This is a genomic window from Paenibacillus sp. Lou8.1 (genome assembly GCF_024213565.1).
GTDB classification, from domain to species: domain Bacteria; phylum Bacillota; class Bacilli; order Paenibacillales; family Paenibacillaceae; genus Paenibacillus; species Paenibacillus polymyxa_B.
This window is the reverse complement of sequence record NZ_JANAVN010000018.1, coordinates 72,473-91,978: the sequence shown is the minus strand read 5'-3', so window position 1 is coordinate 91,978 and position 19,506 is coordinate 72,473. Positions and strand designations below refer to the sequence as shown.

The following is a 19,506-nucleotide window of genomic DNA, read 5'->3' as shown; positions in this document are numbered from 1 at the left end:
GAAGGCTCCGTGTATTAAACTGTTGCGCCAGATTCGTACCGTACGATAGCCAGTTCTTGCAGTCGTACAGCCGCGAATGCACATTTCCATGCTACGGTGTTGAACTGGTTAAGCGGGTCAGCTACACCACCAGATCCAGCTGGATGAACGATAATTTCAGGTTTCATAGATCCTTCGATATCCGGCAGGCCATAAGCACCGCGGCCGAGGAAGATAGTAGCGTATGCGTCATTGGCAGCAGGAGCACCAGCCGAACCAGAGGCGTATTTAACGCCATTGTCTACTTCCATGAAGTAAATGCCGTACATCTTACCCAACATACCTTCTTCGCGGTTCTTGGTGTCTACATAGGTGTTCTGGTCTTTCCACTCTTGCAACTGCATGATGTCGAGTGCTACGTCTGGGTGGACCATCGCTACATAGCCAGTACCACCATTAGGCAAGCGGATTGGCTTAACCTTGTTACGCTTCATCGTCCGACGTACCTTCAGGATATCCAGCGCTGTGATCTTATCTGCCGGCAGCAATGTACTACGGGATGCCTTGCCATTTGCATAAAATACGTTTGTTCCCGCAGCCACAACGTCACGTCCAATGATGTCAACACTCTCACCAGCGTTTTCACCCATGAGACCAGCTGTTTCTTGCAGCAGTGGGTCAAGACCAGTCAGGTCAATAAACTCAGAGATCTTCGCCCATGCCCCGTACTCCTGTACAATAGCTGTGATTTTTACGATATCCAAGTTCACACCGTCTGGAGTCACGCCTTCAGTCAACGCCGTGGTGTTAACAGCCAAAGAGTTCAGGCGGCGGAAGCTTGTTGTCGCACCCTTACGCTTAGGGATGTTCTTGTTTTTTTCAGCAAATTTAGTCCATTGTAGCTCAGGAATCAATCTCTCCAACATTTCGTCTTGGTAAAACTCCGCTTGTTCTGCCGTTAATGCGTTAACTCCGGTTGTTGCGTTATAACCTTGTACTTGTGTTGCCATGTCTGGTCATCTCCTTAGTTTACGCGTCCACGCCTGCTGTCCCTAAATGCTTTACGCTCAGCTTGGGTCATACCGAGGTATCCACCCTTCTGGTCTGGCGCATCGGCACCGAGTGAGCCCGTGGAACTGTCCGCGTTTTGTTGTAGTTTTCGTATTGCCTCTTGCTCTGCTTGGGTTTTAGCTGTGTTCACTCGCTCGTCATATGTAAAGAGCTTATAAGCGACATCCAGCGTATACCCATTAGTAGCAGCGAGGTTAATAACATCGTTTTTGTACTTGCCAAAGTCAGGATATTGCGTGTCGTCCTTTTCCATAGCCGCTATCTGAGCTTCTACTTGACGCAATGCATCAGCTTCCCGAAGCTCATTGAGTTGCTTTTCATACTCACTGACCTTCTGGTTAAGCGGCTGTAGGTGCTCGCGAATGACAGATTCATCAACGTTCAGTTTTTCAGCCTCTCGCTGGATCCGTTGATCCATTTCAGCCTGTTCCAGCGCTGCCATGTAATCATCGTGGTTATCAAATCCGTAATACTTAGCTGTGCGATCAAGTGCTTGCTGGTACTTTTCAGCGTCTTTAGCCTTCGTACCGTATTCCTGTTCAAGCTGGGCTCTAATCTGCTCTTCACGAGCTTTCAGTGCCTTGGCAAAACCTTTTTCATCGTTCTGAGCGGCGACCTCAGAATCTTCAACGCCCGTGTTTGTATCTACTTGCTCGGATTGTAGTGATTCTTGACCTGTTTCTTGCTGCATCTCGGCGGCAGATGCTTCTTCAACGCCCGTATCTTGCACTTCCAATTGATCTTCCACGCTAATTCCTCCTTGTTATGCGGCGACCATAACGATTCAACGCCCGATTTTGTATATAGAAAGGGCCTCCGCAGTCTCAGCAGAAGCCCGTATTACATGCCTATTGGCACTGGTTGTTGCATTGGTACCGCTTGTGGTGCTTGTCCTATCATTTGTTCTGGTGCTGGCTGTTGTGGTGCTACTACATTAAGCAGCGTCATGACCTGTTGTTCTGGCGTTAGGGTATCGAACTGTGCTCGTTCCTCCGGTGACATTTGCTCGACAATCTGTTCCATCATGCCGATAATACCTTTCTTCTCGTCCATTTCCTTCATGAGACGGTCACGGTAAGGTACTGTGTTCTTCGGCATGTACTTTAGATACTGCTCATATGTGATGTGACCAGCACCAAGCGCGTTCTCAAGGCCTGACACTACCAAAGATTCGCTGTATGTGGATGATGGACCGACGTCGATTTTAAGCGTAAATCCCACATTCTGATACTGCGATCCATTGAACATAGTAGCGTAATCGTCACCCTCATCGTCTTTCAGGAGAACCTGGCGCGGCAGATTGTACTTGACCTTCCAAAAGTCCTCCCAAATACGTCCAATGTCCTCTATAGCACGGTAAAAGCGACGTTTGATAGACTCAATCGGGATTGCAGCAGCCTTTTGCAACAGCATAATAGCCGTTGCGTTAAGGTCTGCGCTGGGTGCTGATCCAGTCGCTGCCTCGTCTGCTCCGGTCATTTGCCGAGTGAAAGCCATGATAGATTCGACCAAGTTGGCAGCATTCGCGCTTATTGGTCCTGGGTTAAGGTAACTAACTCCACCATTGCCAGGAGGCGAATTGTCCTCTATCATCTCGCCCGGTGCATTGGTTACTTTGCTCGGGTTGATAGCGCCTGACTTGTACACCAGCTTAGGCCAGCCTGTAAGCTGCACAGACAGTATCTGCATGGCTACTAATGTATTAATAGCCTTCTGGTTAGGAATAAGTCCCTCTGTGTCTCCTATGCCGTGTATGGACTTCTTACGTCTATCCCATTGCATAACCACGAGGGGGTAGAGTGACAATCCGGTAGGTGTTGCCTTCTTGATGGTTACACCAGAGGCTACCTTGCAGAACATAACCTGTCCTTCTTCTCGCCAGTAACGAGTTAATACAGTCACCTTACTGCTATCATTAAGCTCCACCTTCGCCATGTCATACCCCTGGTCTTGTGTCTCCTTGTCAGGCTTGATCTGTTCTGCCATAAGTTCAGTAACACCGTTGGCTTTAGCCATCTCACGGACACTCTCAACCATCTCACGGCTGCTGATAATGATGTATGGTTGCTTTTGTACATTCCTCTGCTGCGGATTACCAAAGAACACATTAATCGGATCAAGGACCTCACCTTCCATCTCTCCAATGTAGGGATACTTGTTGCCACCCTTAATGCTGTTGTCCCAGTAGTAATGCCATATAGCTGTGCCAGTGTTGGCTGCTGTGTCCAACGCTTCCTCGTTAAGCTCATCTTGCTTGATACGCTCCCACGTGGACTCCGAGTTACGGCTGAACAGTTCGCCTGGGTCATCTTCTTGCTCCGGCTGCTGATCATCAACCTCTTCAAGAGAGAAGATCATTTTTATCTGCTCGGACATGACGTTAGCAACCTTGTGCGTCTCAATCATCTTAATGACATTGAACACCGGACGAGGCAGATGCTTAGTCCTCTGTGTAGCAGCAGGCCATTGGTCAGACGCTTTGAATCGCTCATATTCCGGCCATTTATCAAGAAAGCCCATCCTACGGAAATAGGACAGGCCATCTTTATATTGCTTCTCCAGTTCTCCAGCCAGCTTATCAAGCGTCTGTTGCATGCTTATTCACCTTCTTTCTTGATTAAGCCGTAAAGGTACTCAGACATTAGGCTCTGCACCTCTTGTTGTTGCGCTGGTGTGAGCGGTACAGGCGGCTTAACCTCACCTATCAACTCGCGTAGTTTGGCGTTAATGAGCTGCTTTGTCTCTTCCTCCAAGTCAGGTAGCTTGAGTAGGTCGCCTAGTTTGATAGCTTCATCCATTTGATGGCACCTCCTGCTATCGTTTTAGTATCAAAAAAAGCCCGCCCTACACTTTGTAGGAAAGGCTTTAAATTAAATATGTGTGTGGTTGTTTGAGATTTACTCGGTTTCGTCCACAATATATGTCCATCCTATAGTTATAACCGGTTCAGATTCTGCTGTCAGTTTCTCAGGCACTGGTCCGAAAGAGCTTTTATAAGCTTGCCTAATCACCCATTCCACACGATCTTTATCTATTTCAACACCTGTTTCTCGCATGGATTCTTCAGCGTGTTCCAAAAGTAACTCTTTCGTTTCTTCAATGACCTTTTCATCAATAATATCTAATTCACCATCAACTACAACGTAATTCCCGTAAGTTTTCGACATTTACTCACCACTCCCTTTTCCTTATATTAACATTATCTACCACGATAAGTAACTATCAGTTGTATTCATATCATCATCACTACGGAACGGGAATGGCGTTGGTTTTTCCTCTACCATTCTTTCAAATGCTTTATCGTCCTGTTGCCCACGGCTGTAGTAAGCAATAGCCAGTGCCATAACCAAGTCATCATGTGCACCTTCCTGAGCTACTGGTTTCCCCTTCTCATTACGGACAAAGGTTAGCATCTCATTGAGTGTGTCCAAGTCGTTAATGAGGTGTACTGACTCCCGTACGACACGTACCAGTTCAGCAATGGCAGAAGGCCGGGTGAGCTTGTCTGTGCGGAATCCATACGCTTTAGTTATCGATCCAGTAAACGTGTCCTCGCGCTCTCTGACATACTGATTACGATAGTCCAAGCGAGTCAACACCTTGACGGGATGGCTGCTGAAGTTAGTTTCAATACTCATTAGCGCGTTGTTGTAATGTTTACCAAGACAATACATCTGCTCAGCATACAAATCCTCGTCAAACTGGTTCTTGTACCGCGCAGCTTGATTACCAGTCACATTGTTTATGATCTGACCCGTAAAGTTATCTGATCCATCACCAGCCGTATCACCACCAACTACATAAGGAATGTGAGAACGTGGACGTTCAAAGATATTTATATATCCACTGTCATCCTCAATCCACTTGATAGTGCTGTCAATGATCTTATCCGCTACATCCTTTTGGTAAACAAAATACCCTCGTTGCACCACAGGATCATGGACACGAAGGTATGATATACGCTCGCTGACTTTCTGAGCGTTAAATATAGTCTTACCAAGCACACCCCATTCACCAAGCGCGTACACTTGGTAGAAGTACGGGTCTGTCTCTCTAAACGCCTCCAACACTCGGATAGCATCATCATCGAGAAATTTATTGTTCTTGTATGTGCTATGGATCGTCGTGGCGTTTGGCTTCGGGTTATCGAAGAATTCCCTCTTAAGCCAGTGATTAATGTCAATCGGGTTAAACGTAATCATCATTTGCTTATAGTTCACTGTGCGTCCACGTAGCCGTATATCAAGTTGTCTAAAGTCCTCGGGAGTACACTCACTGGCTTCTTCCATCCAAACGCTGGTTACGCCTGAGATAGACTTAAGCTTCTCAACGTCATCCAGACCAGCAAACAATATTTCATTGCCGTTGATGCAACTGATATGAAGTTCTGAGCTGGTTCCCTTCGGGATCTTAAACAGCTTTTCCAATCCCCATCGGTATATGGCGTTCTTAAGCTCCATAAACACCGACTCACGCAATGTCTTAGCTACCTTACGCAATACAAGGATACGATGCTTTTGTTCAGTCAGCAGCCGCAGGATGATCTTCTGAGCCGTAAACACCGACTTACCCGAACCGCCGCCACCCATCAACACCAGATATCTATCCTTGTTGCCGTAGAGTGGATAGAACGTGTCGTTCGTCAGGTTCGGCAACTCGGTTAAATCGATGTTAATCGTCGGCATCGGCACCAAACCCTTTCGGCAGTTCGACCTTAATGTTAAGTTCAGTACTTACATCTGCTTGCAGCTTATCTATTGGTTTATAGCCAGCACGATCCAGCAAGTCCCTTGCAGCAACCAGCCTATCTTTGTGCTGAGCAGCTTTATCATTCATGATCTCCAGCAGAACTTCTCGCGCCTTGACAGCATCATCAGCGAACATCATACGCAAGTCCTTGTTAAGATTCTGTTCAGTTTTGTTAAGATATTGTTGAACTTCAACAGACTTTAACAATCTGCTCCCCTGACTCGATGCTGTTTTCTCACTGTATCCGGCAGCTATTGCAGCATGAGTCGCATTGTTGCCGTTCTTCAAATACTCGTTTACAAATAACATAATTTGCGGTCTCAGCTCTGCCATGTGTTACCTCCTCTCTCCCGTGTACCTTACTTTACCGTCACCCCTCGGTGTTTCGGGTTTAGATTACGGGATGCTTAATCTTCATTTACCAATACAATTGCTGGACCTGTAATTACACAGCCTATTTCACCTTCACGAATTACCATATCTCCTTCTGGGGAAACATCATATTTACGTACGCCTTTTCTGGCTGATAATGCTTCCGTTAGGTCTTTTGTGCTAATGTAATTCAGCGTAAGTGGCGACTGTATTCCTCTCGCTTGTTTTGGTTCATTCTCACACTTCAACGTGACCGCTGGATACTTTAGTTTCAGATACTCCAATACTTCCTGTGGTGAACCTTCTATAGTTCCATCTGAATATAGTTTCAATGTTATATCCCTCCTTATAGGAAAACCCTCTATACGGCCTCCGCTTCGCTAAGTATTTCGTTCGACTCGATGGCCTTCGGCAAAAACAAAAAGAGCAACGGTTACCCGTTACCCTCTCTGTACAGATATCATTTGAAGAAACAGCGTGGACAGCGACTGCGCATTTAGCTACCGTTGCCCATCGCATATTTCCTATACTACTATCTTAGCAGGTTCTCACACGGTTTTGCGTGCAAAAAAATGCGTAAATCATGCAGGCTCCCTGAATATCCACGTTGGATCAAACATGTGATCAAAGTTTGTAATCTCCATTTCATCCTCACTCAGCGGTTCAAGTGCAATGGATAATTTACGTATAGATTCGGTATGCAGGCGTGAAATAGTGCTAGGGTCTTTATGCATCTTTGTCGCTATCTCATGCAATGTTAATGTGTTTCTGTCCAGATACTTTTGATTTATGACCATTTGCTGATCGTCACTCAGAACCTCGCTGACTGCTCCTTTAACCATACTTACAATGCGTGCATACCTCAGGCCGTCCAATGAACCATGCTTAATCAAGCGATTAGTTGATAAATTAGCTGTGTTTGGCACCAACTCGTCACGGCCAAGAGCTACTCGACACATTCTCTCTGCATACTCATATGATCTAAAGTCTTTCAACAACTCAGTTACCCTGTCCTTATTCATGTTTTTCCCTCCTTCAACTCTATTAATGGCACAAAAGCAACTTCTCTGTACCCTTCATGCAATTTGTATTCCTCTATCAAATGGAATGATGGCTTTGTCCAACGTCCGATACTCCAACCTCGTCTATCAAAATCGAAGTAGACCAGCAATGAACCTGTAGCCTCATCATCTTTTAAGTCAATCATCACCGCGTATGGATGATCTATCCCAGGATGATTAAGCCTATAATGCTGCATCACGCTTTTATCTCGCTCAAGCATGTGAGGAAAAGGCAGCCGTTAGGCCACCTCTCCTTTACCAAATACCATTGCTTCTAACGCCGAGACTCTTTCCTCAATTGTCTTTCCTGCCACTTGCTGACCAGCGTCCCCTTGAGCCAGTCCGTCTGCATCCTCTTGCGTTTGAAACTGCGTAGGCAGTTCTACGATGTCTGCCTTTTCCACACCGCCAGATTGTGCCAGATCCTCATTAGCACGTTTTTGTTCTTCGGCTGCTCTTCGAAACTGCTCGGCCTCTTGGGCCGTTACCTCCCGATACTTACCTTTGTCTAACCACCCAAAAGTAATTTCTTCTTCCGTCTCTGCCAACTTAGCTTTAAACAATGATCCCTTATTGTCTACTTGCTCCACATCGTAAATTGCTGGCAATGACTCTTTATATGCCTTAACAGCTTCAGCAAGTGCGCCGGATGTATTGCTATTTATCACCTTAGTTGCAGCAGATGCACCAATAGCAGCTTCAGCACGCAGATCATCAATGTGACTGTTCAACCGTGTAATTTCTTGCGCTGCCGCATCCCGTTTCTGTCCAAGATCCGTAATTTCTTCTTGTGCCGCCTGCAATTCCTTTTTAAGTCCGTCCGTTTTTTCATACAGATCGTCATATTGCTTCTGCAGATCATCGCGTTCTTTCTTAATGGCTGCCGCTTCTTCTTGTGTACGTTTCAGTTCCTCAAGATACTTTGTATCACGATCAGACATCATTTCTTGCACTGCAATTCTTAGAACCTGGTAAGCTCCTTCGTTACTGCATAGCTGACGCATTTTCATACCATCTACTTCAAGCCCGTCCAGTATATAAGCAATTTCTGCATGTGCTTCTTCTTCGCGCTGGCTATATTCAGCTAGTCGGGCATCCTGCTCAATATCTTGTTCCAAATCTGTAATATGCTGCGTAAGCACTGCCACCTTATTTTGGTCTGCTGCTGCAAGTTTTTGCTGTTCCGTCCGTAATTCATACCGCAAATTTTCTAGCTGTTGTTGTTTGTCCACCTATACACACCTCGTTATCCGATTATTTTCATCTCTATACTATGATTATACCACATATAGTGCCGTTATAGTACATTTTTCGCACTATTACACAACATTTCGTATACATGTAAGGTTTGACTATCTCAAATATTTGCGTATGGCAACCATTACGATTGCATAGATCAATAACGCTGCTATTAAGTCCATCGTTAGGCTCCTATTTGTTTATCTGGTGGTTTGCCTATGAATCTATGACCATCCATTTTAAACCACGTAGCAGGCTCGTAGAGACCTTTTAATTTCCGCCCTAGTATTCGGTTATCCATCACCTTTATCACGCCTATACGAGTCCCAGAATCGTCCATAAGGGTATATCCGTCTTTGTGGTTTATCCAACATGCTATCATGCCGCTTCTACCTCCCATACTTTGATAACGATTCGTGGTCGTTCGGAATAATACTTACGTGTGATCAGGGCGACAACTCGGTTATCATCTTGCCAAGCTATTTTATTTAGAGCATCAAAAATTCCTTTGACACAATTATCAATATCAGGCTTGACTATAGGGAATATTTTACCTTTCAGCGCCTCATCTCTTTTCTTCTTGCTCCAGCTTTGCGGTACCGGATAATAGAATCCGATCTCTGTTCCTACAGGTCCTGATAACGGCTTATCAAACTTCTTTCTCGCCAAGTAACCAATCTTAGTTTTGTAGGTGAGGTAATTTTGTGCTGACGGGTTTTTCCACTTGCTCCGTTGCGTCATACGAACTGCACCCATTGGCGTAATATCTACCTCAAACGTTATCATGCTGCACCTCCATGCTCTGACTTTTTGGTCTTGTCCAGTTCGTGAACTACCCTCGTTTTAGGTATACCAAGCCTTTTAGCGATTTGAGATCGTGGTACGCCTGCATTCGCTTGATGCCTAATATATTCGCTTATCTCAGGGTCTAATGGCTCGTACAGGCTTGCTATGAGTCTGTCAGGCTCAACACATGGTGTGTCATATCCAATCATTCGTGGTGCCCGTGGTCCTTTCTTTTTCTTCGGCTGCTTTTGCTCCCTGATAACTCCACCAGTGCGATAGTATTTTTTTATCATGCTGCCTCATCCTCCTGTGCTTTCTCCCACTCTAACTCTGCTCTAGCTATACGAAGGGAACCTTCAAGGTCCTCGTCTAAGTAGTCATAGTCGTCTATTGGATTCATGGGGTATCCTCCAGTAGTGATGGGGTTTCATAGATGTTGCCGATTACTTCAATTTCAGATATTTTAAGAAAATTGAAATTCTTGGTTCCGCATAGATTTATCAATAGCTCTCTGTATTTTCTTGTTCTGAAAGACCCATCTGAGAATACAGCAACGTCTATAATTTGAGAGTACGAGGTTTTATCTGGATTTCTGTACCAAGACAACGTTCTGTCGTACCATTTCAATATATCTCCCTCATATATCTCTTTACCGTTACGGTCTTTTAGTCCGGTATATTGGACTATGTCTCCACAGCCTTCATCAAAATGCATCCAATCACCCACTTCGTCGTTCCATACCAAGTTACATACATAGTCCGCTCCGTCCGAATTACAACCAGCTAGCACTCTATCAATCCACTTTTTGTTGTACTTATCCCACGCTCTAAATTTGATGGGTCTACTCACTTGTATCTTCTTATCCATTGGTTTAGACCTCCCACGTTCCATATGACCAATAACCCACACGACTGCCACAATCCCTACAAGTAGCTTCCTTTTCAACTACGACATGTTCATCGTAGACATCCTCAATATTTATTTTTTTGGAATCACAATGTTGGCATTTTAAAGGGTATCCATCTTCGGTGATGTATCCATTCGCAATTTGTCGGTTTATATATGCACCGATATCATCAAAAACTACATTCTTATCTGACATATCCCTTATTCCTCTCCTTGCCCTTTAGGGGCTGTGATTTTATTCGGCTGCCGCTTCGCTAGGCTGTTCGTTCGTCTCGATGGCCTCCGGCATATTGATTTCTGAATAGTGGGTTACATTGATTTGATGATTGTATTGGATTAACCAACCATATTCACCAGATCCCAAGTGTGCATGTTGAGCTATCTGTAAAGTCATACCGCATGTAACCAGGTAATCAACATGGCTTTCTATTGATCTATCTTTCGGGTCGTATTTAATCCACTGGATCATTCCTCTATCCCCTCTCCTTGGGTTAATACCGATATCAGAGCAGCCAAGCACACCGCTTCCTGTGCAGTCTTGGCAGGTACTTCAATTGGTCCTGAATCTACATCACTCCAAAATGTGCAGCTGTACTCCACTGGGCTAATTTCGAATATTTGTGTTCTAGTCAGAGTCATGATCGGATACTGCTGCGCCACTTCCCATGCTGCGGAAATGTCGGTAGAGTAACTAGATGGATAACTTGTCATGCTGCCGTCCTTAACCCAGCCTTTTCTATGTCTGTCCACTTCAAAGCCCATCAAAGCCGTAGCTACCCAAGCATCCCGTTCCCTCGGTTGCATACTATTCCATTTAGCTATTAATTCATCGCGATTCACCCTATCTTCTTCCCTTCTTATTGGAGTCTATAATCAAAATCTTTGAATTTACCGTATTGCTTTAAGTTCATCATTTCTGCTGTCCCTACCGATCCCTCACGATTCTTGGCTACAATGATTTCGATAATGTTCTTTTTCTCGGTATCTCGGTTGTAATAGTCGTCCCGATATAAAAAGGATATGGTGTCCGCGTCCTGTTCGATGTTTCCAGACTCGCGCAAGTCACTCATCATCGGCCGTTTATCCTGACGCTGCTCCACTCCACGGCTGAGCTGAGCTAGTGATATAACTGGACAATCATTTTCACGCGCCATCTGCTTAAGGCTGGAACTGATGTAACCCACCTCTTCATTGCGGCTGCTGAACTTCTTGCCACCTTTTATGAGTTGCAGATAGTCGATATATACAATTAAGTCTGGATGCCTCTTTTTCAGTTTTCTGACAGCTGCACGGATTTCTTGGACACTCAGTCCTGGACGATCATCTATAAATACATTCATTTCTGTCAGAACTGATAATCCAAGAGTGTATGTCTCCCATTCGTCGTCTCTCAGTTGTCCGGTTCGGATGCGCTCACCGTCTATGTAGCACTCTGCGGCTATCATCCGGTCATACAATTGCATCTCAGGCTGCTCTAGGCTGAATATAGCGACTGTAAGGCCCTCCTTACCGTTTCTAACGGCGTTGTTTAGGAGGAAGGCTGTTTTACCCATAGAAGGTCTTGCAGCCACTATATTGAGCGTCTGCTTCTGCCATTTGCCTGTTATCCTGTCTAACTCCGTGCCAACTGTACTGACTCCCAATGCCTGTCCGTTGTACTTCTTGTCATTCAAAAGCTCGAAGTGATTCATGAGCCCATCTTTGATATGTGAGAATCCTTCTTTATCACGAGACTGGTCACCAATTTTTTCAGCAATACTCATTAGCTCTGCCGCAAACTCGGTAGGATCTTCATGACCACCGCTATATACTTCTTTGACAGCAATCATTCCGGTTCGCATTAAATGCTTTTCCTTCACAATACGTTCATGTGAAGCGAAGTCCGAAACGGATGGAACCGACTTGCTCAGGTCAACCAAATAACTCATACCGCCAACATCCTGCAAGGCCTGTCCCATACGAGAAGTTATAGATACAACATCTATCTTTTTATTTTCTTCTCGTAATGAAAGCATGTTTTCAAATATGACCCTATGACCCTCGTGATAAAATGCATCTGGCATTAGTAGAGACTCGTATATCAAATCTGGAGCTAACAGAATGGAACCAAGTACAGATTGTTCTGCCTCTAAGCTGAAGTAGCTCATTGAGCCTCAGCTCGCTTCTCCGCCAATAACCTCTGCATCCAAGCCTGTCGCGTTATACCTTCCCTGACCCACGGCGGATCTTTCGGTATGTCTTTGCGTTCTTCATCCTGCCTACGGATCATCTCACGCGTTCTCTCAATTTCCTTATTAGCTTCAATTCTCTCATTCGCTTTTATTAAAGTAGGTATGCCAGGAGCGAAGTCTTTTCCCAGGCTTAGATAATCGCTCAAGTTAGCCATTACAGTTTCAAAGTCATATTGTTGGAGTTTATCCACCCAAATATCTACAACCGATTTATCAATCTTCCAACTTGGGAAATACGCTGCTGTTTTCTTTACGATATCAATAGCTTCCCTTTTTTCCATCTACCCCAACTCCCTTTCTAATTCATCAAAGATAGACATGCGACTGCTTTTTGCTCCTTTACCTTTATGTTTCTCTTTAATGGCATTGGTATAAAAGGAAAATGAATGGACCTTGCCGCCGTCTTCAACCTTTTTAGCGTGTTTCTCCTCCATAACATTTATGATCAGGTCTGCCTGCACTCCCTTACTTAGCAATTCAGTAACCGTAGGCCAATCTGATGGTTTCAAACCCATGCATTGATGAATTCGTCCGTACTCTTTATTTACTTTTTCAAAATCATTATTTTCGTCAGTAGTAATATCTTTAAGATTATCTTTAAAAGAATATATATCTTGGGGGGGTAAATAGCCCCCTGGGGGTGGTGACTGATTAGCCCCCACAGTGGGTTCTATTTCGTCACCAGGGGTCTTTTTAGCCCCCTGGGTACTTTTTTTGTTAGAATCCCATTCTGCAGTATTCGTATTAATTCCAATCACTCGCGCTTTAACGTGTGTACTTTCCTCAAATACTTTCACGATCTTCATATCAATGAGCTTATTAAGCTCTCGTTTTACCTGATCTTTTCGGATACCCATCCCCTCTGCAATAAATGCATTTCCTAGTTCATGGCTTTTTCGATGGAATCCATATGTGAACCTAAAGATGAACATGATTATATTTGCTTGGGAACCGTTTATCCTTGTTTTATAAAGTGATTCTAATAATTCATGCGCTATCAGGGTGTAACCATTCTCTAGCTGAGCAGCCATATAGGATCACCGCCTATATCGCTTGTTTGTCTTGATTACCTGAGTGGCACGACCATTTTTTCATGTACTCATTAACTGCCTTATCCAAAAATTGCTGCATCGGTATTCCGTGCTCTACGCAGAATAATTTCAACCTCTTGTGTTCCTGCGGATCGAGACGGTAGGGGATGTTTTTTGTCTTGGTGTATTCTGCCATTATCATTCACTCCTTCAAGTCTCATTGACGTCATTATAACACGTTATCGTTAATTTTGTAACGTTATCGTTATATTTTAGTTTATACCGTTTACTTATCGCCTACTATACGTATGATAGGAATAGGTGATAAGTGATGATTAAAAGTAATTTGCCTATGCTTATGGCGGGTAAAAAAATTAGAAGTATCAATAAATTAGCTAAGGAAACTGGCGTGAGCGCCCCGGCTTTGGGTCGTCTATATGACGGGACTAACATCCGTATTGACTATTCCACCATCGAAGCACTCTGCGCCTATTTTGAAATTGGTATTGGTGAGCTACTGGAGTACGTACCAGACGAGGACTAGGCCCCTCTCTGCTCTAACCGATCCATCTTTTGCTTAATGCGGTCTATCTGCCATTCGTAGTGCATGACATCCGCATAATTACCGTATCTGTCGGCCTCGTCTCGCTTCTCTACAGCATAGGCGAGGTCAATCTTCAGTAGTGTGTAATCGTTGTTTGCTGCCATCTTTACTTTCCTCCGAGTCTTTTATGAGACGATCAAGGTAATATCTCGCCTTCTTTAAATCTTCCAATCCATTCTTATGCTCATAGCGAGAAATATATTTAATTACGTTGCCCGCTAGAAAGCCTCTGTAAGCCACAGGAGACATTTTCGCATGCATGAAGTCAATTGGTTCAATGCCACCGAAAGAGTAGTGAGACGGGCGTATAGCGTCACTCATGGGCAACTCTCCCTATGATCAATGTGTTAGGCTCTATCTGCTCAATCAACATATACCTATCTACTTGCACTACACCTATAAACAACAGTACAGCTGCTAATATAGTGGTATAGGCTCTTATCATGGGGTGTCTCCAGACGCGTGTTCAGGTTGCACATGCGTTTGCGGTTTATCTGTCATTGTTGTTTCTCCCCAGGTTCATATCTGCCGAAAGCAACATCAGCAAGAAATTTATTTGGCCTACGGTCGTGCTTTTCCTGAATCAATTTGTACAACTGCACACAAGAAGGGCATAATTCAAATCCCGTGTAATTCGTAGCGCATTCCTTGCACATTCCGTTGTTACAAGTCTGATGCTGCCCTCCGATCAGGCGACCTCTTTCATCTTTCATGCTGGTCCAACTGTACCCAATGACGAAATCGCATAGCTGGGTAGACTCTCTTTTTTTACAGAATGCACATGGATACTTTGGCATTTTAAATACTTCCGGCATACCATTCATCCTCCCTTAGTGGGTGTAGGTCCTACACCCTGTATTGGTTTAATCCTGACTGGATAATGTTAAATAGGCAGCTTCTGCCCTTTGGCATGGGCTGGCGTTAAGCAAAAATGCTATATTAATTTCATCCCACACAGAATCTTTAACTCGTTTAAATTCGTAACATGCCTCATACAAGTTATTTACATAGGCTACTCGATCCAACTCTATTGCTGCTGCCTGTACCTCCAGAGAGGCGGCAGGATTGTTGCAGTAATCCGGCACAAAACCCCATAACTCATCCAGCGGGAATAATGACTCATGCACGTTATCTCCGTTAGGGCACATGAGCCACCCCCACTTATCTTTGTACTCTGATATGGTGTATCCCATGTATTCTGCAAGCCACCTATTAATCTGCTGGTCTGTCATATCCTTTACCGACATATCTATCATCCTTCCAACGCTCAACCAGGAGCGTATTGTATTGGTGGTTACTCCCCTAATGCTGATACTTCACCTTTTGCCCACCTTGCAAAGCCTACTAGGGTCATAAGGTACCAGCCGCGAACGTGTTCTTTCTTGTAATACAGCTCACCGTCTTTACCAACACGATTGCCAATCAAGATTACCGTTCTTTTTTCACCTTTACCGTTGTGGTATGTCTGACCTTCCTTGACTGCGCTGGGGCTCATGACTGTTCTTCCTCCTTAAATTCTTTATCAAACGCCTGTGACAGCATCGTATATTTATCCGTATCATAGTTGCAGTATCTGTAATGCACGTATCCATCTATGTCTTCGTATAGGGCAAATACTGTATCTCCGTCTTCATCCGTATAAAACCGCTCTATGCGGCGTATGAGGTGTATTATCCCACCGAGTTGTTCGCTCCTTAAGGGGTATAGGGTAAGAGGCCAGAAGGCCCCTATTCAATCGAATTACTTTCTTTCGGCTCCGCAATCCGTCCAACATACCAGTTCTCAATCTGCACATTTGTATATTTCAGGAGGATAATCCTTTCAGCCTCTAACGTCTCATCTGTGTACAGACCAGTGCATACCTCAACATCTACAACATCGCACTCTTCGTCTGTCAGGTCCTCGTGCTCGGCCTTTACAGTAGCTATAAAGTCTTCCTTGTTGATGAACTCTGCCTTAATTCCGTATGCAAATTCCTGATTTTCGCTCCATAAAATTTCTTTTGCCATGTTCATTCTCTCCTTTTAATTTGATTGGGTAGGGTAAGAGGCTGTTATGCCTCTCCCTCACTTGCCTTCAATCTTGCCATCTCGACTTTGTATCTATCTTTAATAAAGTTAATATGTCTATCATTTCTCGTATTCGGGTGACGATGAGGTTGTTTTAGGTATTCTGGGCCAACATGATCTATGCTTAATTGAGGACTGTCCCACCATGAATCCGTACTGATGCCGCGTCCATCCGTAAAACGTGACATGTACCCTCGTTTTGTCTGACATTTCCACATTTCAAATTTGAGTTTTGCCATCTGTACATCTCTCCTTTGGTATAGGGGATGCATTGTGTCTCTCCCCCTTATGGAGGGCTGTTCCCTCCTTCTTATCCCCTATGGGGCTATACTGTTTTTGCTTTGCTCCAAAACCCACGTTTATTTGCATTTTCCACTTGATTCTTCTTCATAAGCTGCTGGTATTTTTGAGCACCATACTTTTCGATCTGATCATTTTTGTTGCTTGAAATATCGTCTATCAACTTTTCCAAATCATCGACACAGTAATAGTTTTTCTTGTATTCACCATGTTCTACATAGCTTTTATCTATGTTGGTTAGCAGGTTGAATCTATATGAAAGGTGTTTCTTCCCGGCATGGTCACCTATACGGATGCTGTTTGCAACTCCATAATCAAGCTTTAGATAGATACTGCTGGTGGAATAGGCATCATATCGTTGGACTACAAATCCCTTTTCCTTCGCTATTTTTGCTATTTTATTAGCCAAGGTCTGGATGCTTGGTTTTCTCGTTTTGGTCATCACTGTGTTTGTCCTCTCTGCGCTTGATATATTGGAGTCATATCAGGTGCATATTTCATAGCTTTGATATGGTCTAGTAATATGGGTTGCCATACTCGCTTATTGCTGTGTACCAATGCATGCATGTCATATGAGAGCAATACGCAGTTATCTACCTCGTATTTGCCTCCCTGTGAGCCGTAAACGATGCGGTGCAAGTGTAATCCCGGTCCCGGTCTACCACTCAATAGGCAGCAATTATGAGCGCCTACGGATGCATCACGCTCAGACACAGCAGCACGTACCTTTTCCTTGCTCATAGCTTCTGGATCAACAGGAGCACGCTTCTTTTTTGGCTTCTCCCGGCGGTTATGGTGGGCCAGAATATTCTGGCGCCACTCCGATATAGGTTTCTTGCGTTTCGCGAGTGCCATAGCTACCTCCTAAAATGGTCCGTCAACAGGTTCTGGTATTGGTCCACCGTCGTCGTAAAATGGGTCATTATCACGGTCATATTTGTTCATAGTCACGCCACCTTGTTTTTATCTAGATACTGAGCAAGCTTGGTTACGTCTGCCGCTCGGACTTCTGCAAACTTGGTAATTTCATATCCTATATAGTTAATAACTTCTCCAAATCCGAGCCATCCAGTAGCCTTATATTTGGCGTACAACATCCTTGTTTGCCCTTCACTAGCAAATCCATTTCCACTAGAATGGGAATCATTCGATCTTGTTTGTTCGTTGTTATTTGTACTTTTATTTTCTGAATTTGATGTTTTGTAATCCCTCTTAGGTTTAGCATCTGGATCATCTTCATCAGTAGGTAGACCCAGACACTTCAATAAGAAATACCGTTCGCTATATGTGAGCCCAGATCCGTATGCTTTAGATATTTCATCTTGCTGACCATAGTAAGCCCACGACACAACCTCTCTTTCTTCTGGCACATCACCATTAATCCAGGTATAGGTCATGTTACCTTTTACGATAAAGTCCAAAGCATCTTTACCCTTTGAGGTTTTATAGGCGTGTGTATGATGCTCTCCTACAGTTGTTGATGGGATAAGAAGTAGATTGAGTTCATTCATCTTATCTTTTATCTTCAATAACACTTGATTACCTGATACATAGGAATATCCGTAACCAGATGCATCTTTAGAAAAACTATCAGCAACTTGGCGAACCTTAACTATCTTTTGATAAAGGTTAAGTTTTTCACTCATTAGAAATCACGACCAACTCATACGTGACCTTTATAGGCACTATCCGAAAGTTTTGAGGATCATCAGGACCATAACGACCTAATATCCAGTTATTCAAGTCATCTTCTCGGGAAAATCGGGCTGCTTTCATAAAATCTTCTGTAGGCTCAGAATATATGGTTATATAGTGTCCGTTCTTATGTTGTGGTACATAACGATATCTAGTAACCATTGCCAATCCTCCATTCCAGTGATATAATCACGTTAATAATTTTCTTATGCTATGAATTGTGCTGCCGTTGCATCGGCGGCTTTTTCTTTTTTATAAGCTATCACCATGTTCCGTAGGTACACCCTCAGCAACGTCTTTGTTAGCGTTCCGCGTTGTTTTGCGATCTTTGCCAACTCCAGAAACACCCTGCGATCCGTCAGATTCATCTTTCTTCACCTCCGAGTATTTCACCTCACCTTCCCAACCGTAATGCTTTAAAATATCGTCTATGTTGCGAAAACTCATGCTGTGCGTTGATCCTCCCTGCTGTCTTCTGGGTGAAATAGCTCGTCCAATACTTTGGCGCGTTTCTCATAAATCACATCAGGACGTTTCAAGTTAAAATCCACTGCCCAACGACTATCCTGTCTGCCGTCCTCCATTTCATCAGCTAATTGGTTGAGCCAGAATGATTGATCTCGCAGATATGCGATGTACTCAGCTCTGGTCATGTTAGCAAGCCCCACCATATACTCGCCGCCCTCCTGCTTCTTTAATGAGCCAATTTGTTACACATCCATCGTCAAGGAACAAATCACCGTCGATGATTACATAACTGTCCATGCTCGTGTGAATCTCACAGCCGCAGCCGCACTTGCAAATCACTGCGTTGTTCGATTCAGGACGTTTAAACGGGAACGGGGTAACTACTCGGTTTTCAATCTCCTTTGGATGTTTAGCCACTTTTCTTCTCTCCCTCCAGGTTTGTAACTCGATGTCCGTACTTTTGGTTAAGCAATATAATTTTGCGGGTGAACTCTAGTCGTGTACGTTCACTCAGGACTGGCGTATTTTGCTTTAATTCACCGTTGGTAGAATTTACTTTCATGTAGACGCCTCCTAGATGTACAATGGGTTGTGGTTGTTCTTACATATGAATCAAGATGTTGATAGAGGGTGTCCACTAATGCCGACACCCTAGATTGAAACTAGGGTCTATCAACACTCACAACCATTTTTTCAAACTCCATAAGCTCAACATAATCAGGCATCAAATCTATTACATCAGCGTTTAAATTTTTTGCAGCCAGTTCGCAGATTTGTTCAACAGAAATATTGTTAGGGTCAAATTCTATTCCTTCAATTTTCATTTGGTCACCAGCGGCGTTCGTTACAATTTCAATAAAGCTCATAGCTGACTTGTGACATTGTTCGTAATGCTTTCTTAGTTGTTTGCGAGTTAGTTCATGTTTGTCCATTTTTAGCAATCCT

General features: G+C 44.0%; 38 protein-coding genes. 1 reads left to right on the top strand and 37 read right to left on the bottom strand.

Annotated elements, in window-relative coordinates; translation table 11 throughout:
* Positions 1 to 14: 14 nt before the first annotated feature.
* The 21 genes from NLX78_RS22895 to NLX78_RS22795 all read right to left on the bottom strand — a co-directional run bounded on the left by NLX78_RS22895 (position 15) and on the right by NLX78_RS22795 (position 13,621).
* Positions 15 to 989: a N4-gp56 family major capsid protein gene (locus NLX78_RS22895; RefSeq protein ID WP_029516288.1), complete on the bottom strand. Its 975-nt coding sequence runs from the start codon at positions 987 to 989 to the stop codon at positions 15 to 17.
* 14 nt (positions 990 to 1,003) lie between these two features.
* A complete protein-coding gene (locus tag NLX78_RS22890) occupies positions 1,004 to 1,798 on the bottom strand; it encodes a GumC domain-containing protein (RefSeq protein ID WP_254351600.1) in 795 nt (264 codons plus the stop codon).
* Between the two features lie 92 nt (positions 1,799 to 1,890).
* The gene (locus NLX78_RS22885) at positions 1,891 to 3,645 is read right to left on the bottom strand and encodes a portal protein (RefSeq protein ID WP_254351599.1); all 1,755 of its coding nucleotides are present in this window, start codon (positions 3,643 to 3,645) and stop codon (positions 1,891 to 1,893) included.
* Between the two features lie 2 nt (positions 3,646 to 3,647).
* A complete protein-coding gene (locus NLX78_RS22880; RefSeq protein ID WP_254351598.1) occupies positions 3,648 to 3,848 on the bottom strand; it encodes a hypothetical protein in 201 nt (66 codons plus the stop codon).
* Between the two features lie 99 nt (positions 3,849 to 3,947).
* Positions 3,948 to 4,217 carry a hypothetical protein gene (locus NLX78_RS22875; protein ID WP_254351597.1) on the bottom strand — a complete coding sequence of 90 codons (270 nt, stop codon included), beginning with the start codon at positions 4,215 to 4,217 and terminating at the stop codon, positions 3,948 to 3,950.
* 36 nt (positions 4,218 to 4,253) lie between these two features.
* Entirely contained in the window at positions 4,254 to 5,735 is a 1,482-nt protein-coding gene (locus NLX78_RS22870; RefSeq protein ID WP_254351596.1) for a PBSX family phage terminase large subunit, read from the bottom strand.
* Positions 5,722 to 6,132 (bottom strand): terminase small subunit, encoded by a 411-nt coding sequence (locus NLX78_RS22865; protein WP_254351595.1) that lies wholly within the window; start codon positions 6,130 to 6,132, stop codon positions 5,722 to 5,724. Before NLX78_RS22865 ends, NLX78_RS22870 begins: the two co-directional genes overlap by 14 nt.
* A 74-nt stretch (positions 6,133 to 6,206) precedes the next feature.
* A complete protein-coding gene (locus NLX78_RS22860) occupies positions 6,207 to 6,503 on the bottom strand; it encodes a BC1881 family protein (RefSeq protein ID WP_254351594.1) in 297 nt (98 codons plus the stop codon).
* Between the two features lie 249 nt (positions 6,504 to 6,752).
* On the bottom strand, positions 6,753 to 7,193 hold the full coding sequence (locus NLX78_RS22855; RefSeq protein ID WP_254351593.1) for a hypothetical protein: 441 nt from the start codon (positions 7,191 to 7,193) through the stop codon (positions 6,753 to 6,755).
* Positions 7,190 to 7,453: a hypothetical protein gene (locus NLX78_RS22850; protein WP_254351592.1), complete on the bottom strand. Its 264-nt coding sequence runs from the start codon at positions 7,451 to 7,453 to the stop codon at positions 7,190 to 7,192. The genes NLX78_RS22855 and NLX78_RS22850 overlap by 4 nt, the downstream gene beginning before the upstream one ends.
* A gap of 18 nt (positions 7,454 to 7,471) precedes the next feature.
* On the bottom strand, positions 7,472 to 8,464 hold the full coding sequence (locus NLX78_RS22845) for a coiled-coil domain-containing protein (RefSeq protein ID WP_254351591.1): 993 nt from the start codon (positions 8,462 to 8,464) through the stop codon (positions 7,472 to 7,474).
* 385 nt (positions 8,465 to 8,849) lie between these two features.
* Entirely contained in the window at positions 8,850 to 9,257 is a 408-nt protein-coding gene (locus NLX78_RS22840; protein ID WP_254351590.1) for a RusA family crossover junction endodeoxyribonuclease, read from the bottom strand.
* Positions 9,254 to 9,550 (bottom strand): hypothetical protein, encoded by a 297-nt coding sequence (locus NLX78_RS22835; RefSeq protein WP_254351589.1) that lies wholly within the window; start codon positions 9,548 to 9,550, stop codon positions 9,254 to 9,256. The genes NLX78_RS22840 and NLX78_RS22835 overlap by 4 nt, the downstream gene beginning before the upstream one ends.
* A 103-nt stretch (positions 9,551 to 9,653) precedes the next feature.
* Positions 9,654 to 10,124, bottom strand: coding sequence for a YopX family protein (locus NLX78_RS22830; RefSeq protein ID WP_254351588.1), 471 nt, complete (start codon positions 10,122 to 10,124; stop codon positions 9,654 to 9,656).
* 4 nt (positions 10,125 to 10,128) lie between these two features.
* Positions 10,129 to 10,359 carry a hypothetical protein gene (locus tag NLX78_RS22825; protein ID WP_254351587.1) on the bottom strand — a complete coding sequence of 77 codons (231 nt, stop codon included), beginning with the start codon at positions 10,357 to 10,359 and terminating at the stop codon, positions 10,129 to 10,131.
* A 39-nt stretch (positions 10,360 to 10,398) separates the two neighbouring features.
* Positions 10,399 to 10,632, bottom strand: coding sequence for a hypothetical protein (locus tag NLX78_RS22820; protein ID WP_254351586.1), 234 nt, complete (start codon positions 10,630 to 10,632; stop codon positions 10,399 to 10,401).
* A complete protein-coding gene (locus NLX78_RS22815; protein ID WP_254351585.1) occupies positions 10,629 to 10,967 on the bottom strand; it encodes a BC1872 family protein in 339 nt (112 codons plus the stop codon). Before NLX78_RS22815 ends, NLX78_RS22820 begins: the two co-directional genes overlap by 4 nt.
* A 53-nt stretch (positions 10,968 to 11,020) precedes the next feature.
* The gene (gene dnaB, locus NLX78_RS22810; RefSeq protein WP_254351584.1) at positions 11,021 to 12,310 is read right to left on the bottom strand and encodes a replicative DNA helicase; all 1,290 of its coding nucleotides are present in this window, start codon (positions 12,308 to 12,310) and stop codon (positions 11,021 to 11,023) included.
* On the bottom strand, positions 12,307 to 12,675 hold the full coding sequence (locus NLX78_RS22805) for a replicative helicase loader/inhibitor (RefSeq protein WP_142613852.1): 369 nt from the start codon (positions 12,673 to 12,675) through the stop codon (positions 12,307 to 12,309). Before NLX78_RS22805 ends, dnaB begins: the two co-directional genes overlap by 4 nt.
* Positions 12,676 to 13,425 carry a replication protein gene (locus tag NLX78_RS22800; RefSeq protein ID WP_254351583.1) on the bottom strand — a complete coding sequence of 250 codons (750 nt, stop codon included), beginning with the start codon at positions 13,423 to 13,425 and terminating at the stop codon, positions 12,676 to 12,678.
* 13 nt (positions 13,426 to 13,438) lie between these two features.
* Positions 13,439 to 13,621, bottom strand: a complete 183-nt coding sequence (locus NLX78_RS22795; RefSeq protein ID WP_254351582.1) for a hypothetical protein — start codon at positions 13,619 to 13,621, stop codon at positions 13,439 to 13,441.
* Between the two features lie 135 nt (positions 13,622 to 13,756).
* On the opposite strand from NLX78_RS22795, the gene NLX78_RS22790 reads away from it, so the two are divergent.
* Positions 13,757 to 13,969 (top strand): helix-turn-helix domain-containing protein, encoded by a 213-nt coding sequence (locus tag NLX78_RS22790; RefSeq protein WP_007428636.1) that lies wholly within the window; start codon positions 13,757 to 13,759, stop codon positions 13,967 to 13,969.
* On the opposite strand, the gene NLX78_RS22785 is transcribed toward NLX78_RS22790, so the two are convergent.
* The 16 genes from NLX78_RS22785 to NLX78_RS22710 form a co-directional block, all read right to left on the bottom strand.
* Positions 13,966 to 14,133 (bottom strand): hypothetical protein, encoded by a 168-nt coding sequence (locus NLX78_RS22785; protein WP_153795528.1) that lies wholly within the window; start codon positions 14,131 to 14,133, stop codon positions 13,966 to 13,968. The two genes, NLX78_RS22790 and NLX78_RS22785, sit on opposite strands and share 4 nt — an antisense overlap.
* Positions 14,096 to 14,350, bottom strand: a complete 255-nt coding sequence (locus NLX78_RS22780) for a DUF3310 domain-containing protein (RefSeq protein WP_274483842.1) — start codon at positions 14,348 to 14,350, stop codon at positions 14,096 to 14,098. Before NLX78_RS22780 ends, NLX78_RS22785 begins: the two co-directional genes overlap by 38 nt.
* A gap of 176 nt (positions 14,351 to 14,526) precedes the next feature.
* Positions 14,527 to 14,844: a hypothetical protein gene (locus tag NLX78_RS22775; RefSeq protein ID WP_254351581.1), complete on the bottom strand. Its 318-nt coding sequence runs from the start codon at positions 14,842 to 14,844 to the stop codon at positions 14,527 to 14,529.
* Positions 14,845 to 14,892: 48 nt separating this feature from the next.
* The gene (locus NLX78_RS22770; protein ID WP_254351580.1) at positions 14,893 to 15,276 is read right to left on the bottom strand and encodes a hypothetical protein; all 384 of its coding nucleotides are present in this window, start codon (positions 15,274 to 15,276) and stop codon (positions 14,893 to 14,895) included.
* A gap of 47 nt (positions 15,277 to 15,323) precedes the next feature.
* Positions 15,324 to 15,524, bottom strand: a complete 201-nt coding sequence (locus NLX78_RS22765) for a hypothetical protein (protein ID WP_068938620.1) — start codon at positions 15,522 to 15,524, stop codon at positions 15,324 to 15,326.
* 232 nt (positions 15,525 to 15,756) lie between these two features.
* A complete protein-coding gene (locus tag NLX78_RS22760; protein WP_254351579.1) occupies positions 15,757 to 16,038 on the bottom strand; it encodes a hypothetical protein in 282 nt (93 codons plus the stop codon).
* 44 nt (positions 16,039 to 16,082) lie between these two features.
* Entirely contained in the window at positions 16,083 to 16,337 is a 255-nt protein-coding gene (locus NLX78_RS22755) for a hypothetical protein (RefSeq protein ID WP_254351578.1), read from the bottom strand.
* A gap of 86 nt (positions 16,338 to 16,423) precedes the next feature.
* The gene (locus NLX78_RS22750) at positions 16,424 to 16,840 is read right to left on the bottom strand and encodes a hypothetical protein (protein WP_254351634.1); all 417 of its coding nucleotides are present in this window, start codon (positions 16,838 to 16,840) and stop codon (positions 16,424 to 16,426) included.
* Entirely contained in the window at positions 16,840 to 17,253 is a 414-nt protein-coding gene (locus NLX78_RS22745) for an HNH endonuclease (protein WP_254351577.1), read from the bottom strand. Before NLX78_RS22745 ends, NLX78_RS22750 begins: the two co-directional genes overlap by 1 nt.
* A gap of 92 nt (positions 17,254 to 17,345) precedes the next feature.
* The gene (locus NLX78_RS22740; protein WP_254351576.1) at positions 17,346 to 18,044 is read right to left on the bottom strand and encodes an ERF family protein; all 699 of its coding nucleotides are present in this window, start codon (positions 18,042 to 18,044) and stop codon (positions 17,346 to 17,348) included.
* Entirely contained in the window at positions 18,037 to 18,255 is a 219-nt protein-coding gene (locus NLX78_RS22735) for a hypothetical protein (protein WP_254351575.1), read from the bottom strand. The genes NLX78_RS22740 and NLX78_RS22735 overlap by 8 nt, the downstream gene beginning before the upstream one ends.
* Positions 18,256 to 18,345: 90 nt before the next feature.
* Positions 18,346 to 18,540, bottom strand: a complete 195-nt coding sequence (locus NLX78_RS22730) for a hypothetical protein (protein ID WP_254351574.1) — start codon at positions 18,538 to 18,540, stop codon at positions 18,346 to 18,348.
* Positions 18,537 to 18,746 carry a hypothetical protein gene (locus tag NLX78_RS22725; protein ID WP_254351573.1) on the bottom strand — a complete coding sequence of 70 codons (210 nt, stop codon included), beginning with the start codon at positions 18,744 to 18,746 and terminating at the stop codon, positions 18,537 to 18,539. The genes NLX78_RS22730 and NLX78_RS22725 overlap by 4 nt, the downstream gene beginning before the upstream one ends.
* Before the next feature lies 1 nt (position 18,747).
* A complete protein-coding gene (locus tag NLX78_RS22720) occupies positions 18,748 to 18,978 on the bottom strand; it encodes a hypothetical protein (RefSeq protein ID WP_254351572.1) in 231 nt (76 codons plus the stop codon).
* Positions 18,971 to 19,123, bottom strand: a complete 153-nt coding sequence (locus NLX78_RS22715; protein ID WP_254351571.1) for a hypothetical protein — start codon at positions 19,121 to 19,123, stop codon at positions 18,971 to 18,973. The genes NLX78_RS22720 and NLX78_RS22715 overlap by 8 nt, the downstream gene beginning before the upstream one ends.
* Positions 19,124 to 19,223: 100 nt before the next feature.
* Positions 19,224 to 19,493 (bottom strand): hypothetical protein, encoded by a 270-nt coding sequence (locus tag NLX78_RS22710; protein ID WP_254351570.1) that lies wholly within the window; start codon positions 19,491 to 19,493, stop codon positions 19,224 to 19,226.
* Between the last annotated feature and the right edge of the window lie 13 nt (positions 19,494 to 19,506).